This window comes from Planctomyces sp. SH-PL14 (assembly GCF_001610835.1).
Lineage (GTDB): Bacteria > Planctomycetota > Planctomycetia > Planctomycetales > Planctomycetaceae > Planctomyces_A.
In genome coordinates, this window is sequence record NZ_CP011270.1 from 4,769,704 (window position 1) to 4,785,456 (window position 15,753).

5 protein-coding genes are annotated in these 15,753 nt (G+C 65.7%); all 5 read right to left on the reverse strand.

Annotated features, from left to right (window positions below):
- Window positions 1-115: 115 nt before the first annotated feature.
- Complete coding sequence (locus VT03_RS18275) at window positions 116-3,766, reverse strand: class I tRNA ligase family protein (RefSeq protein WP_075094311.1); 3,651 nt, start codon at window positions 3,764-3,766, stop codon at window positions 116-118.
- A 358-nt stretch (window positions 3,767-4,124) separates the two neighbouring features.
- Window positions 4,125-5,573 carry a cytochrome P450 gene (locus tag VT03_RS18280; RefSeq protein WP_075094312.1) on the reverse strand — a complete coding sequence of 483 codons (1,449 nt, stop codon included), beginning with the start codon at window positions 5,571-5,573 and terminating at the stop codon, window positions 4,125-4,127.
- A gap of 329 nt (window positions 5,574-5,902) precedes the next feature.
- A complete protein-coding gene (locus VT03_RS18285) occupies window positions 5,903-10,162 on the reverse strand; it encodes a hypothetical protein (protein ID WP_156514591.1) in 4,260 nt (1,419 codons plus the stop codon).
- A 689-nt stretch (window positions 10,163-10,851) separates the two neighbouring features.
- Window positions 10,852-12,015 carry a peptidylprolyl isomerase gene (locus VT03_RS18290; RefSeq protein ID WP_075094314.1) on the reverse strand — a complete coding sequence of 388 codons (1,164 nt, stop codon included), beginning with the start codon at window positions 12,013-12,015 and terminating at the stop codon, window positions 10,852-10,854.
- A gap of 159 nt (window positions 12,016-12,174) precedes the next feature.
- Window positions 12,175-15,480: a transcription-repair coupling factor gene (gene mfd / locus VT03_RS18295; RefSeq protein ID WP_075094315.1), complete on the reverse strand. Its 3,306-nt coding sequence runs from the start codon at window positions 15,478-15,480 to the stop codon at window positions 12,175-12,177.
- Between the last annotated feature and the right edge of the window lie 273 nt (window positions 15,481-15,753).

Sequence of the window (15,753 nt, forward strand, 5' to 3'; positions counted from 1 at the left end):
AATGCCTCCGGCGGCAAGGGGGCGTGGCCCCCTTGACCCTGGGCTGCCGTGGCACGTTGGGTTTGAGCAAGCATAGCCGCGCCGGCAAGGACGTTGTTCGAGCAAACAGCGAAGCTCAGGCGCGCTTCAATCCCAGCCGGACCTCGTGGACCCCGACGAGGACGACCTTCTCGGCTCCCTCGGCCTGAGTCACGACTGCTGTTGCCCGCGTCTCCGCCAGGATCGTCTCCCGCCACTCGTCGAGTGCCGCCTGGACCTCTTCCGGGTACCGATCGGAATCGACCGCTGCCCACAGGATCTCGATCCGCTCGTTCTCTTCGAGGTCGTGGTCCTTGCGGAGCTGCTGCACCTGACGGATCACGTCGCGGGCCATCCCCTCCCGCTCCAGTTCCGGCGTCAGCGCCGTCGAGAGGGCGATCTGGATCCCGGCATCATCGGCCGCCGCCCAGTCGCTCGCCTGCTCCGTACTGACGAGGACGTCTTCCGGCGCGAGCGTGACCTCCTGCCCGCCGATCGGCAGCGTCACCGACTCCCCCTTCCGCAGGGGAGCCAGCAGCTTGCCATCGATCGTCGGCAGCGCGGTCTTGATCGCGTTCAGCAGCTTGCCGAACTTGGGACCGACCGTCTTGAGGTTCGGCTTGTAGGAATAGTGGACGAGCGAATCGAGATTCGCCGCCGCGGTGATCTTCTTGACGTTCAGCTCGTCGGCGATGACGTCCGCCAGAGCCGCGATGTTGGCCGCGTCCTGCGGATTGCCACAGGCGTACTGCAGCTCCGCCAGCGGCTGCCGGACCCGCTGGTTCGCCTCTTCGCGGAGCCGGTGCCCCATCCGGACAACCCGCTGGGCGGTCGCCGTCCGGTGATTCAGCGACTCGTCTAGCACGGCACTGACGGGCTCCGGATAGCCGCAGAGGTGAACCGACGACGGCGCGTCCTTCTGGCCGGCGGTCAGGTTGCGGTACATCCGCTCGGTCATGAACGGGATGCAGGGGGCCAGGACCTTCGTCAGCGTCACGAGAACTTCGTAGAGCGTCTGGTAGGCCGCCAGCTTGTCGGTGTCCCACTGGCCGGTAGCGCTCTCGGACGCTCCCTCGCTCCGCGACTTCCAGAACCGCCGCCGGTTCCGGCGGATGTACCAGTTCGAAAGGTCATCAATAAATGCGGCTGCGGCCGACGTGACGCCGGGGGAGTTGAAGTTCTCAAATTCGGTCCGCGCCGTCGCGATCAGGGCCTGCAGGTTCGACAGGATCCAGCGGTCGATCTCCGGACGGTCCTTCACCGGGACTGGCGGCAGCGACGGATCGAAGCTGTCGAGCCGGGCGTAGTTCACGAAGAAGGCGTAGCTGTTCCACAGCGGGATCAGGACCTGCCGGCGGACGTCGTCGGCCGGCTTGCTCGTCACCTTGCAGGTCGGCAGCCCTTCCTTTGTCTGCGAGATCGGTCCGTCGACCGTCTCCAGGGTCACGCCGTCCTGCGAATGCCGGGTGCCGAAGCGAAGGTCCTGCGCCGGGTTCTGCGCGAGGTACAGCCACCGCAGCGTATCGACACCGAGCTGTTCCGCCGCCTCTTCGAACCAGATCGCCGTCCCGTCCGACTTGTGCATCGGCTTCCCCTCCTCGTTCATCACCAGCCGGTGACCGAGCAGGGTCTTGAAGGGGCGCTTCTCCAGCGGATCCTGGGCCTCGTCGTGGCGCATCATCGTCGCCAGCGAGAGGAGGGAATAGAACCAGTTCCGGAACTGCCCCGGGAAGCATTCCGTGACGAGGTCCGCCGGGAACCAGTCCTTCCACTTCAGGACGTCGGCCGGATAGTTCTCGTTGTAGTTCAGGGTCGAGAACGGAACGATTCCGGCGTCGAGCCACGGGTTGCCGACGTCCTCGATGCGGCGCATCAGGTTCCCGGTCTTCGGGTTCTTCAGCAGGACGGCGTCGATCCAGGGGCGGTGGGGCGTGTGGCCTTCGAACTTCTCCCAGCCTTCGCCGCCATGCTCGTCGTACCAGGCCTTCAGCTCGGCGAGCGAGCCGAAGACCTGGAACTGGTCGTCCTCGACTTCGTCGACCCAGATCGGGAGCGCCAGTCCCCAGAACCGCTTCTTGGAGATCATCCAGTCGCGCATGATCGTCAGCCATTCGACCTCCCGCTCCTGACCCTGGATGGAGTCGGGGAGCCAGGTGATCGAGCGGGTGACGTCCTTGATTTCATCGCGCCAGTCCATGTCGATGAACCACTCGTCGACGAGCCGGAACACCAGCTCGTCCCCGGTCCGCCAGCAGAACGGGTAGATGTGCGGATAGGTCTCGACGTAGACGAGGGCCCCGTTGGCCTTGAGCTGCTCGATCACGAGATCGACCGTCTTGGGGTCGGTCGCGTTGCGGCCGGTGAACGGACCGAAGCCATCGCCGAACGTCCCGTCGTCCCCCAGCGGCGCAATGCCGACGAGGCCGAGTTGCTTGCCGAGCGTATGGTCGACGTCCCCGCAGCCGGGGGCGATGTGGACGATCCCCGTCCCCTCGCCGGCGGTGACCATCGGGTTCCCTTTGAAGTCCCGTCCGCCGTCGACGACGCGGTGGCACTGGACCGCCGAAAGCTCAGGCGACGCGCCTGCCTCACCGATCTCCCGGTCGACGATCTCAGCGCCGCTCATCTGCTGAGCCGGCAGATCATCGAACGGACCGCGGTACCGCAGGCCGACGAGCTCCGCTCCCTTGACGGTCCCATCGATCTCGTAGCCCCCCTGCTCCTTGAAGAGCTGGGCGATCGTTTTGAGCTTCGGAACTCCTTCGGGCCAGCTCCACTCGGGTCGGCCGAAGCCTTCCTTGAACTCCTTCTCGAGCCGCTTGAACTCCAGGTTGTCCTTGGCGAAGTAGTAGACCGCGCCATCCTTCTTGGCCTTGAGGCGGACGTAATCGAGCTCCGGGTTGACCGCCGCCGCGACGTTCGAGGTCAGGGTCCAGGGGGTCGTGGTCCAGACGAGGAGCGATTCGGATTCGCGGTCGAGGAGCGGGAACCGGACGAAGAGCGAGCGGTGCGTCGTCAGCTTACGGCCGTCGGCGATCTCCATCTGGGAATACGCACTTCCCGCCCGTCCCGACCACGGCATGACGTCGTGGCCGCGGTACACCTTCCCGCGCTCGAAACACTTCTTGAGGAAGGTCCAGATCGTCTCGTTGTTTTCGGTCGAGAAGGTGAAGTAGCTACCGCCCCATTCCGGGTTGCCGAGCCGTTCGACGATCCGTTCGGACTGGTCGGTGACCGGCTTGCCGGTCGGTGTCGTGATTGTGACCTTCCTGTCGGTCCCGACCGCTTCGGCGAGGGCCCGGAGCTGGGTGGGGTTGTCCCAGTCCATCCAGTAGCCGAGGCGGACCGACTGCTCGGTCTGGCGGGCGGCAAACCGCAGGACGCGGCGCTTGCACTCCCAGACGAACTTGTCGATGCCGTAGTCGGCGATTCCGGTCTTGGTCCCGACCTTGAGTTCCTTCTCGACCTCGACTTCGACCCACAGCCCCTGGCAGTCGAAGCCGTTCTGGTACCGCAGTTCGCGGCCGGTCATTGCAAAGTAGCGCTGGAAGGCGTCTTTGTAGGTCCGACCCCAGGCGTGGTGGACCCCCATCGGGTTGTTGGCGGTGATCGGTCCGTCGAGGAACGACCATTTCGGCTTTCCGGCGTTCTGTTTCCGCAGCCGGTCGAAGATCCGCTCCTGCTCCCAGAAGCGCAGGACTTCGTGTTCGCCGGAGATGAACTGGGGATCGTCAACGCGCTGGAACATGGAACGCAATCGGGAACGTCGGGAGAGTCCCGCCGGTTGGTCCGGCGGTGGCCCATTCGCCACGAGGGCGGCGGGCCGGAAAACGGAAGGCGATAGAATCGTAGCCAGCCGTGCGGGGCGTCAAGCAGGACAAGGGTTTGCGAGAGCGAGTTCGCAGAGACGTCGTCAACGACGACACATCGACAGCCCGTCCAGAGAGCGAGGACCGAGGACGGTGCCGCCTTCTCTCCTATCTGTGTGCATCTGTGTTCATCCGTGGCTCAATTCATTTTTTAGCCACGGATGAACACAGATACACACAGATACAAGCGATGAGAACCGCATCGACAGAGCGGGGCGGAGTACGGCGGACCAGGTCTTACGCGGCGCGGCGGAGAATCTGCGGGGCGACCGCCGGGAGATCCACCAGCGAGTGAATGTTCCCCGTCACGTGCGACGCCTCGAACCGGCCATCGTTCTCTTCGATCAGCATCGGAACCGGATCGGTCGGGAAAAGCATCGTCGAAATCACCCGGCCGTTGATCTCCGAACCCGGAACGACCGTCACCTTCCGTGTCTTGAGGAAGGTCGGGAGGCTGATTTTCAGCTGCATCATCCCCAGCGCCGCCCCGATGCACATCCGCGGACCCGCGCCGAACGGCAGGTACGCGTACGGCGACGGCGAGATCGTTTCCCACCGCTCCGGCAGGAACTTCTCGGGCTGCGGAAACAGCTCCGGCATGTGGTGCGTAATGAACTGGCTGAAGACGATCACGGAGGTCGGCGAGACCTCGAACGGGCCGAGCTGGACCGGCTCGGCGGCGATCCGCTGCGAGTACGCCGAGGCGGGGAGAACCCGCATGCTCTCCTTCATGACACGGTCGAGGACCGGCAGCGCGTCGACCTGCTCGTGCGTCGGTGACGACCCGACGAGCGACGACTGCAGTTCGTCATTGAGCTGCCGCATGATCTCCGGGTGCTGGGCCAGAAGAAACAGCGTCCAGGTCAGGGTGTGGGCTGATGTCAGGTGCGCGGCGCCGAACAGCAGGACAATGTGACCGATGAGCTGGTCGTCGCTGACGTTCCCCATCTCGTCGTGGGCGCGAATCAGGAGCGAGAGGACGTCATGGCCGAGATGTCCCCCGCGGCGGAGGCGGATCATCTCCAGGACCGCCTTCTCGAGGTCTTCGGCCGACTGCAGGAGCAGGTCGTACTCGGCGACAAGGCCGGGGTCGGAGGTCAGGGCGGCGGGGCCGATCCGGTGATTAAGGGCGACCCACTTCTCGGTCAGCTCGCCGATGTTGTAGGCCAGCTCCGGCTGGTCGAGTCCGAACAGGATGCTGCTGGTGAGCCGCAGCATGTAGTGGGTCATGTCGGCCGCGACGTCCCGCGTCGTTCCCGGTTGCCAGGAGCGGACGAGGTCCTGCGAGTGCCCGGCGACGTGGTCGTGGTAGGCGGCGATGGCCCGCTTCTGGAACGGGCCCATCACGAAGCGCCGCTGCTCCTTGTGCTGGTCGCCGTTCATCGTCAGGAGGCCGCTCGTGACGCGGCGCTGGGCCGACTTCCGGGGACCGCGGATGGCGAAGAAGCTCGAATGGAACCGTTGCGAGTCGCTCAGGACCTGCCGCGTGTATTCGGGGCCGAAGACGAAGTAGATCCGCTGCGTCGCTTCCTGCAGGGCGGAGACTTCCCCGTGCCAAGCCCACATCCGCCGCATCCCGGCGATCGGGTCGGCGGCAAAATCCATGATGCGGCCGTGAGTGACGGGCAGATGGCCGTCATCGGCAATGCGGAGCGCGGGGGACGAAGGGAGGGGGGAGTGACTCATGACTGACATCCATGTCGTCGCGGGCCGTGGGGCCTGGGGACCTGGGTCCAGGGCCGGGACGAATCCATCTTGTTCTGGGTTCTAAACCGTTGTTCTGAAATGGGACAAGACCAGCTTTCCCGATTCCTCGCCCCACCTCAGATCCAACGGAGCCGCGAAGGACACCAGGGACTTCCGACGCCCGCCCGGACAAGGCCTTAAAACCCTTGGTGCTCTTGGTGCCTCCTTCGTGCCTTGGTGTTTAACTCCTCTCCTCCAGGCAAACGAAAAACCGCCCGGCAGTCGGAACTGCCGGGCGGTCCAGGTTCTTCACTCGGTGATCCGAACGATCAGTTCGGGATGCCGAGGAGTTCTTCTTCTTCCTCCTGGATGATGATTCGCGGGGTGACCATCATCATCAGGCTGGAGGTTTCGCGGCCGACGCCGGTGTTGCGGAAGAGGCGGCTGATGTAGGGGATCTTGTTGAGGATCGGGACACCGGCCATGTTCCGCTGTTCGCGGATCTGCTTCACACCACCGAGGAGGACCGTTCCGCCGTCCGGCACGCTCACCACGGTATCGACCGTGACGACGTCGACGACAGGCTGCTGGACGGTGACCGCGACGTTCGTCGATCCCTGGGTCCCGGTCGTTCCGGCCGTACCACCGGTACCGCCCGTCCCACCCGTGCCGCCCGTTCCACCACCGCCCAGGCCACCGCCGAGTCCGCCGCCCCCGGTGTTACCACCGAGGTTGGCCGACGAGCCGCCGATGAAGCTGAAGGTGAAGACCGCGGTGATGTTCTGGAAGGTCGGGAGCACGGCGAGCCGCACATACCGGCGGTCGGCGGAGATGACCGCCCGCACCGTCAGCGAGGAACCTTCCTGAATCGTCTGGATGATCGGCTGGAAGCCGATGCTGAAGGCACTGGCGACCGGGATCAGCGACACGACGAAGGGCCGCCGCGTACCGCTGGTCACGTTACCGAACATCCCGTTGAACAGCGTCACCTTGGGGGCGAACATGATGTTCGACCGGCTGTCACCCTGGACGGCCCGCACGAACAGGAACGCTTCCAGGTCGCTCAGGATCGCCAGACCGAAGGAGAGACCGGCGTTGAGGTCCGGCGTACCGAAGGTCGGCTGGGAGAAGCCGAACGATCCGTTGCGGAAGGGGAGGTCGAGGTCACCGCTGAAGGTATTCGGAGCACTCAGGCCGACCACCGTCCGGCTCGGCCAGCTGTCGCGGCCGACGAGGTTGATCCGCGGGCCAGGAGCGAACGGAGCCGTTCCCCCGCCGCCGGCACCAGCGGTCCCGGCCGTACCGGCCGTACCCGTTGTTCCGCCGCCCGTCGTACCGGCCGTCGCCGTTCCGGCACCGCCGGTCGAGCCGTTGACCGGGTCGACGAATCCGAACGGAGCGAGCGGCGTGAAGGTGTTGTCGACCCCCGGTCCGCCGACCGTGTCCTGCAGGTTGAAGTCGAAGTCGACCCCGATCTGCTCGAAGAAGTTGTCGCTGACCGTGATGTACCGGACTTCGATCGTGACCTGCAGGTCCTGGAGTCGGCGGAGCTGTTCGAGCAGGTCCGCGATTTCCTGGTGGACCCGCTGCGTCTGACGGATGACGAGGCTCAGCGTGCTTTCATGCTGCTGGACCGAGCCCTGTCCGTTGAATTCCGCCCAGCTGTCGGGAGCGACGGTGCTGGTGATCAGGCCCGTCAGGGCTTCGAACTGGTACTGACGCTGCCGGTCGGTCATGACCTGGTCGATCGGCGAGGTCGGCTGACCGGTGAGGGTCAGGTCGCCGTCGATCTGGGCCGGGATCTGCGGCAGGCCGCTGTTGGCCAGGCTGTTGATTCCCTTGGCGTTCTGCATCTCGACCGAGGGAGACCGCAGGTTGAGCGGCACGACGAGGTCCGCCACCTGGTAGACCTGGACGTTCATCCCGCCCTGCTGCTTGCTGCGGCTCGTGATCTTCAGCACTTCGTCCTCGATCATGTAGTCGAGGTTGAGCTGTCCGAGGATCAGGTTGAGGGCACTGCGGAGCTGGACGCCGTCAACGTTGATGCTGATCGGCGTGCTTCCGGTGACCTGCTCTTCCGCCAGACCGACGGAGTCGACCACGACGTTGATCGACTGCGTGTCGGCGATGTGCCGCATGATCTTTTCGAGCGGCTCGTTGTCGAAGTGCAGCGAGACCGGGCTCGTCAGGCACCCGTAGACCCGCTGCTCCTGCTCGGTCCGTTCCTTGGCCTGGGTCGATCCCGGCTTCCGGCGGGCCTTGAGCGTGTCCCAGTCCTTGCCGAAGGCGAGAGGATGGGCGTCGTCGGTCACCGGGTTGACGGCGGCCGTCTCAACAGACCACAGCTGGTCGTAGAAGCTCTTTTCCTTGTCGGACTTGAGCTGCTCGATGCTGTGAACCCGCAGAGCGAACATGCTCTTGAGTTCCATGTTCACGACGGCCGGGTTGTCGCCGTCGAGTTCCTTCGCCTTCTTGGCGACCGTGTGGGCCTCGGCGAACCGCTTCTGGTCCATCAGGTCGTTGAACTGGTCGACGAGGGCCGCGACCTCCTGCTCGACCCGGACGCGGGCGTCGATCTGACGCTGGACGACGTTGCGAGTCTCGGCGTTCCGCCGCTCGAGGGCGATGATCGGAGCGTGCTGGTGCAGGTACGCGTCGATCGAGTCCTTCTCGGCCCGGACCGCGGCGGCGAGCCGTTCGGTTTCCTTGGGGTCGATTCCGGAGTTCTCGATCGCGGCCAGCGTCTGGGCCAGGAGCTGCTGGGCCTGTTCCGGCTGCTTGTCCTGCATCCGCGAGGCGCGGTGGATGGCGTTGAGGGTCTCGGTCCGGAGCCGCTCGAGCTTGGCGGACTCGGTGTTGGCCGCCGAGTCGATGTGGCTCGGGGCGAGGGCCGGGAGGGTGTCCCCCTGGTCGCTGGCCGCCTGCTCGTTGCTGACGGTCCGGATGCCGCTGTTCTTGCGGGGAGCGAGCTCGCGGAGCTTGTCCTGGAGCTGCTGGCGGCGCTGGAGCGGGATCTGCTCGCCCGACTCATAGCAGGCCAGGAAGGACTCGTAGGCTCCGGTGCGGTCGCCCGAGCGGAGGCAGTCGAGACCCTGGCGCCAGAGTTCCTCGGCGTTCATTCCGGAAGTCGCGAGCGTCTTGACCGCCGGAGCCTGCCGGCCGGCGACCTGCATGGCCGGCATCGTTTCGATTTCCTGCGCGGGCTCGGCGACGGCCGGGGCCTGCAGCGGGGCGTTGCGGCGGGCGACGGCCCGTTCCATCCGCTCCGCGTCGGCGAGGAGCTGTTCCGGGGAGTCTTCGAAGATGTCGTAGGCGACATTGAAGCGGGCCGCTTCGCGGGCCTTGGCCTTGGCCCCTTCGACGTCTCCCTTGGCGAACAGGTCGCGGGCTTCGTCGATCAGGGTCTGGGCCTGGTGCTTCTCGGGAGCGACCGCGGGGGTGGCGGCGGGACGCTGAGCCTTGGCCTGCTGGGCCACGGCCCGATCGCGGCCGTCGACTTCCTGCAGGACGAGGTCCGGCCGGTCGTCGAAGATCCGGAACGAGGCGTCGAGCTTCTGGGCCTGGGCCGCCTTTTCGCGGGCCAGGGCCGAGTTGCCGGCCTGCATGGCAGCGCGGGCTTCGGCCATCAGACGCAGGGCGGTCTCACGGTCAGCCTCGTCGTTCGCCGCCGGGGCGGCCGGACGGGATTCCGACTTGGCGGTGAAGACCACCTTGCCGGACCGCTGCTGGATTTCGGAGAGGAGGACTTCCGGGCAGTCTTCGAAGACGTCGTACGTCAGGCCGAGCGCTTCCGCTTCCTGAGCGAACTGACGGGCGTCGTCGAACTGTCCCTTGTTGAGGCACTGGCGGGCTTCGGCGAGGAGCCGGGCTGCCTTGGCCTTGGCGTCTTCTTCCACGGCGACCGCGGGGGTCGCCTTGCGGGCGAAGGGCTTCGCCTCGGCGACTTCCTCGGCTCCGGCCGGCACGACGCGGAAGTTTTCCGACGGGCCTTCCGGGCTGGCCTTCTGGGTCCGGCCGAGCTGCGAGAGGAGCTGCTCCGGCTTGAGGTCCCCTTCGGCGTAGGAGACGTTGAGCTTGGAGGCTTCGCCGATCTTGGTCCGGGCGGCGGTCAGGTTGCCGGCCGCGATGTCCTCCTGGGCGGACTTCAGGAGGTCCTGAGCCAGGAGCTGTTCGGGCGAGGCGACCGCTTCTTCGGCGGCCGGAGCGGCGCCGCGGTTGGCGAAGCGGCTGCCGGGGGTCGGTCCCTCGATGACCGAGAGGAGCTGGGCCGGGGTCTGCTCGTTCGGGCGGAACGGGACCTTGAACTGGCGGGCCAGGCTGTCGGCGGTCTCGGCCAGGCGGAGGGCCTCGGCGGTGTCCCCCTGCCGCATGGCGACGCGGGCCTGCCGCATGTAGTCCTCCACCTTGCGGCGGTTGACGTCCACGCCGCTCACCTGTCCGGCGGCCGGACCGGCTCCCGTCGGGGAGTCGGCGTTGTACCGCTCGAACGGGTTGACCTTGGCGTCATCCTGCGCCTTGAGGCGCGTCGTGAGCCAGGCGCTGGTCGCGACCAGCCCGCCGCAGGTGAGCATGGTGAGGGTCTTGGACACATTCGGTCCCTTGGACGAGGTGTGACCCGTGTCACGCCGAGTTTTTCGATGTCGCGCCATGGTTCTTACCAGAGGGGGATCGGGGGATCTGGGCCGGAATGGGACTGGGAAGGGCCGTGAACGGACCGCGAGTCCGGGGGGGCGACGGCCGGTTAAGCCGAGCCGCACGTCCGAGGGTCGGGCGGGCGACTCATCCGGTCGCCGTCCATCCGTGCTCCCAGTCTCTGTTCAGCAAACAGGAGTGGGGAAACGGTGACGGGAAACGGTCCCTTCGAAGTCCTCCCGGCAGGACCGTCCGGCCGGGCATTCGTTCGAAGGTGTTCTCCGGTCTGGGGGGCAGGCCGGAGGGGGTTCGGGGGAAGGGATCGAAAGTCAGGGGGCTGTCTTCGGAATGACCCGATCCTCGAACGGAGCGAGTGAATACCGGAAGTTTTTTTCGAGGGTCAATATGGCTCGCGGAAGTTTCAGGAATTCAGGCATTTGCGAGCATTTGTCCGGCGGAAGCTGCCATTACCGGGCGGGTTGAGGGACTGGGGACGAGGGTCTAGGGAGCAGGCAGCCAAGCGAATGGAGAACGACTTGCGTAAGGGAAACGCTGGCGAGCGGGCCGACGTCGCGAGCCAACGGCCGGGAGCAGACAAACGATCTCAGGACCCTAGTCCCTGGACCCTCGTCTCTGGTCCCAACCGCTACGACGTGATCTCTTCGTCGAGGATGGTCTCGACGACGCCCGACTTCCGCAGCTCGTCGATGACCGTTTCGGTGCGGCGCTTGCGATCCTCTTCGATGAGGGTCGCCTTGAGTTCGTCCTGGATCTCCTCGAAGGGCTTCATCCGCCGCTCCCGCCGATTCGTCACGCGGACGATCTGGAGCGTCTTGCCGTCTTCGATGATCTCGCTGACTTCGTTGACCTTGAGGGTGTCCAGCTTCTGCGCCAGGTTCTTGCTGGCGAGGCTGTCGGTCTGGGTCCAGTCCCAGTGACCGCCTTCCTTGGCGCTCGGGGCCTCGGAGTATTTGCGGGCCACGTCGTCGAACGATTCACCGGCGACGAGGGCTTTCATCGCCTCGAGCAGGACCGCGCGGGCCTCATTCCGGTCGCCGCCGTGCTTGGCGGTGTTGACCTGGATCTGCTGCCACTTGACCTGCCCGACGACGGTGTAGTCCTTGAGCCGCTTCTCGTACGCGGCGATCAGATCCTCGCGGGAGAACTTGGGGTCATTCCCCGCCTTGGTCTTGATCCACTGCAGGGCGATCTGCTGGTCGCCCCAGCGCTTCCGCATCTGCGGCAGCGAGAGCCCGTACTTCTGGAGGAGCTGTTCGAGTTCGGCGACCGACTGGGACTTGGTCGACTTCATCAGCTCCGGAACCATGTTCTCTTCGAAGGCGGCATCGAGCTGCTTGTCGATCCCTTCGAGCTGTTCCGGCTTGAGCTTGACCCGGACGGCGTCGACCATGAGCTGCTGGTCGATGTAGTCCTGGAGCTTTTCCTTGAGGACCCCTTCCTGGACTTTGCGGATCTCCTCGGGGGGAGCTTTCCCCTTGGCCGCCTCGAACTGCATCATCTGCTCGCCGAGGATATCGCCGGCGAAGATCGTTTTGCCGTTCACGCGGGCGACCGGATCGATCGCCGTCAGAGCCCGCTTCTTGCCCTTGCCGGGCTGGCCGTCGCTGAAGGCGACCTTCTCGATCGCCTGGTTGTCGCCCGGGGATTCCGCCTCGGACTTCTGAGCGAGGGCTTCGGCGTCACGGACGCGGGGCGGCGCGGGGCCCACGACGGGATTGCTGACCTTGATCGACCGGTTGCAGCCGGTCGCGGCCAGCGTCACCGCCAGGAGGAGTCGCCACAGCTTCATTTCCGTGAGCATCCATGCCACGAGGGGAGGGGCGTCGAGCGTTGAGAGTGGAGCATTGAGCGTTCAGGGACGGGGCCCTTTTCAACGCTCAGCGCTCGACGCTCAACTCTGGACCTTCCTCAAGTCTTGAGTTCCGGGCAGGTTATACGCCCGGAACTTTCAGCCCGGCAACAGGGATTTCAGGTGGTCGACGATGTCGTGCGCCCCCAGATCCCGCTTCGGCAGCAGCAGGTACGCCTTCCGGGCGTCCACGATCCGGAGGTCGGAGCCGAGCTTTTTCTGTAGCTGTTTGATCGTTTTGTCGTCTTTGTACTCGAAGACGGCGAACCGCCCTTCCTCGGTATAGATCCGGCGGATGCTCCATCGCCAGGCATGGAGCTGGAGCTCGCGGACCAGCAGAAGTTGCTGCGCCTCGGCGGGGATCGGCCCGAAGCGGTCCCGCATCTCGTTCGCCAGTTCGCCCAGTTCCTCCAGTGTCGCAACGGCGGAAATCTTCCGATACAGGTCGATCTTCGGGCGTCCGGCGGGGACGTAGGAGTTGGGGAGGAATGCGGTGACCGCGAGTTCCACGTCGACGTGGGGATGCTCCCGCGCCGGCATCCCTTTGAGCGACCGGACGGCGTTTTCGAGGAGCTGGCAGTAGAGCTCGTACCCGACGGTCGAGATGTGGCCGCTCTGCTCGGTCCCGAGGATGTTCCCCGCGCCGCGGATCTCCAAATCCCGCATCGAGATCTTGAACCCCGCCCCCAGCTCGCTGAATTCCTCGATCGCCTTCAGCCGCCGGGCGGCGATGCTGGTGAGCGACTTGTTCTCGTCGAGCAGCAGGTAGCAGTAGGCCCGGTGCTTGTAGCGGCCGACGCGGCCGCGGAGCTGGTGCAGGTCGGCCAGGCCGTAGTTCTCCGCCTGGTCGATGAACATCGTGTTCGCGTTGGGGATGTCGACCCCGCTCTCGATGATCGTCGTCGCCAGAAGGATGTCGGCCCGGTGGCGGACGAAGTCGAGCATGTTCCGCTCAAGCTCGTTTTCGTTCATCTGGCCGTGGACGATCGCAATCCGGGCATCCGGGACGATCGCCTGCAGCCGCTCGGCGACGAACTTGATATCCCACACCTTGTTGTGGACAAAGAACACCTGTCCGCCGCGGTTCATCTCGCGGACGATCGCCTGCTTGATGAGATCCGCATCCCACCGCACGATCCGGGTCTCGATCGCCATCCGGTCCTGCGGCGGCGTCGTCAGGTTCGAGATGTCGCGGATTCCCAGGAGCGACATGTGGAGCGTCCGGGGAATGGGCGTTGCGGAGAGTGTCAGGACGTCGACCGAGAGCCGGACTCGCTTCAGCATCTCCTTGGCGTCGACACCGAACCGCTGCTCTTCGTCGATGACGAGCAGCCCCAGGTCCTTGAATTTGACGTCCTTCTGCACCATCCGGTGGGTCCCGATCACGACGTCGACCTGCCCCTCCTCCATCTTGAGGAGCAGCTCCTTGGTCTCCTTGGTGGATCGGAACCGGGAGAGGACGTCGACCCGAACCGGGAACTCCGCCATCCGGTCGGAGAACGAGCGGTAGTGCTGCTCCGCCAGGACCGTCGTGGGGACGAGGACCGCCACCTGTTTCCCGGCGTCGACCATCTTGAAGACCGCCCGCATGGCGACCTCGGTCTTGCCGAATCCGACGTCTCCGCAGATGAGCCGGTCCATCGGCCGGTCCCGCATCAGGTCGATCTTGCTGTCGTCGATCGCCCGGACCTGGTCGTCGGTCGGGACATAAGGAAATGCCGCGTCAAACTCCTGCTGGAGATGGCTGTCCGGGGGACAGGCGTAGCCGGGCTTGTGGGCCCGCTGGGCCTGGAGCTTGAGCATGTCCGAGGCCATGTCCTGCACGGCCTGCGCGACGCGGCTCTTGTTCCCCGCCCACGCCGTCCCGCCGATTTTCGAGAGCGGCGGCGAGCCCTTCGAGGCCCCGACGTACTTCTGGACGAGGTGGATCAGCGAGACCGGGACATAGATCATGACCCCGTCGCGGAACTCCAGCGACAGGTGCTCCTCCTTGGCTCCTTCCTTCTCAAGCAGTTCCATTCCCCGGAACCGCCCGATCCCGTGGGCGAGGTGGACGATCAGGTCCCCGACCTTGAGGTCGAGGAAGCTGTCGATCGCCCGCCCTTCGGCCCGTTTGCGGGTCCGGGTCGTGCGGCGGACCTCGACGCGGTTGAACAGCTCGTTGTCGCTGAGAACGAGAATCCGGTCGCGGACGAGCCGGAACCCGCGGGTCACGGTCCCCAGGCAAAGCGTCACGCGGGGGGCCAGCTCCGGGACTGACTCCTTGAGCAGTTCCCCCAGGCGGTCCCGTTCCCCCTGGTTGTGACAGGCGATGAGGACCGTCTCGTCCCGACCGACGATCGTCGCCAGCTCGTTGAGGACCTCGGCCCGCGGTCCGGTAAACCGCTCGATCGACTCCACCTTGAGGTGGCAGGTCGTCTCGGCGCTGTCCCCGGCGAGGGCCGAAACGGTCACGGTCGGCCGTTCGGTCGTCCGGGCCAGCGTCGCCTGGACGGAGAACAGCCCCTGCGGGTTCTCCAGCCGCTCCAGGTAGTGTTTTCCCTCGTCGACGAGGTCCTGCAGTTCCGAAAGGACGAGCCAGCTTCCCTTCGGGAGGGAATCGAAGAAGTAGGCCGACGGAACAGGGGCCGGGTCCTGGGCCTTGGGGGCTTTCTTTGTCGAGGCCGGTTCGCCCTTGGTCTCCTCCGACTTTGGCCCGATCGCCGTCAGGGCGACCTGCTTCAAGTCCTCGACCTTGCGCTGGGTCTCGACGTCGAAGCGGCGGATCGAGTCGATCTCGTCGCCGAAGAGTTCGACCCGCAGCGGATCGGTCGCGTCGGGCGGGAAGATGTCGATGATTCCGCCGTGGACCGCGAATTCGCCGGGAGCTTCAATCGACGGGACCCGCTCGAATCCCTGCTGGACGAGCCAGAGGAGGAACTCATCCACCTCCAGATCCTTGCCGACCTGGAGCGTTCGAGTGCCCGCCTGCCGTGACTCACGGGACGGAACCGGCTGCATCAGGGCCGGGAAGCAGGTGACCACAACCTTGGGCGGCGTGGGGGACTCGAGTTCCTGCAGGACGCGGAGCCGGGCGCCGAAGACCTGGTCGGAGACCGAGCGTTCTTTGGGGAGCGTTTCCCAGGCGGGGAAGACGCGGGGGGGCTCCGGGAGGTAGGGGGCGAGGTCGGCTGCGAAGTCGTCGACTTCGCTGAGTCGTGGCAGGACGACGACGAGTGTGCCGGGGACTTCGGAGGCGAGAGTGGCCGAGGTCAGCGCGGACGATGAGCCCCACGCGCCGTCGATGGTCCCGCTCTCGCCGTGCTGGAGGGCCCCGAGCACGTGGCGGAATTCGTCGAAGTGACGGATGCGTGCGATCAGATCCGGGAGAGCCCGGATCGTCTGTCCCCCGCCGCGATCGTTCATAACTGGTCGGCAGAGGTTATCGGGGGGGAGCTGGGGACGTCAAAGTCGCGGCAAGTCGTGCTTGCCGGCGCGACTCCCATAGCTCAAACCCAATGTGCCACGGCAGTCAGGGGTCAAGGGGGCCACGCCCCCTTGCCGCCGGAGGCCGTCCGGTGAGGAACCGTGGTAAGCAACGGATGTTACCTTTGTGGTACCAGCGTTGAGGACTCCCTCACATCACACCGCTCGCTCTGCAATCCCCGCGGGTTAGTGAGGGGGCATCCGGCACGTTGT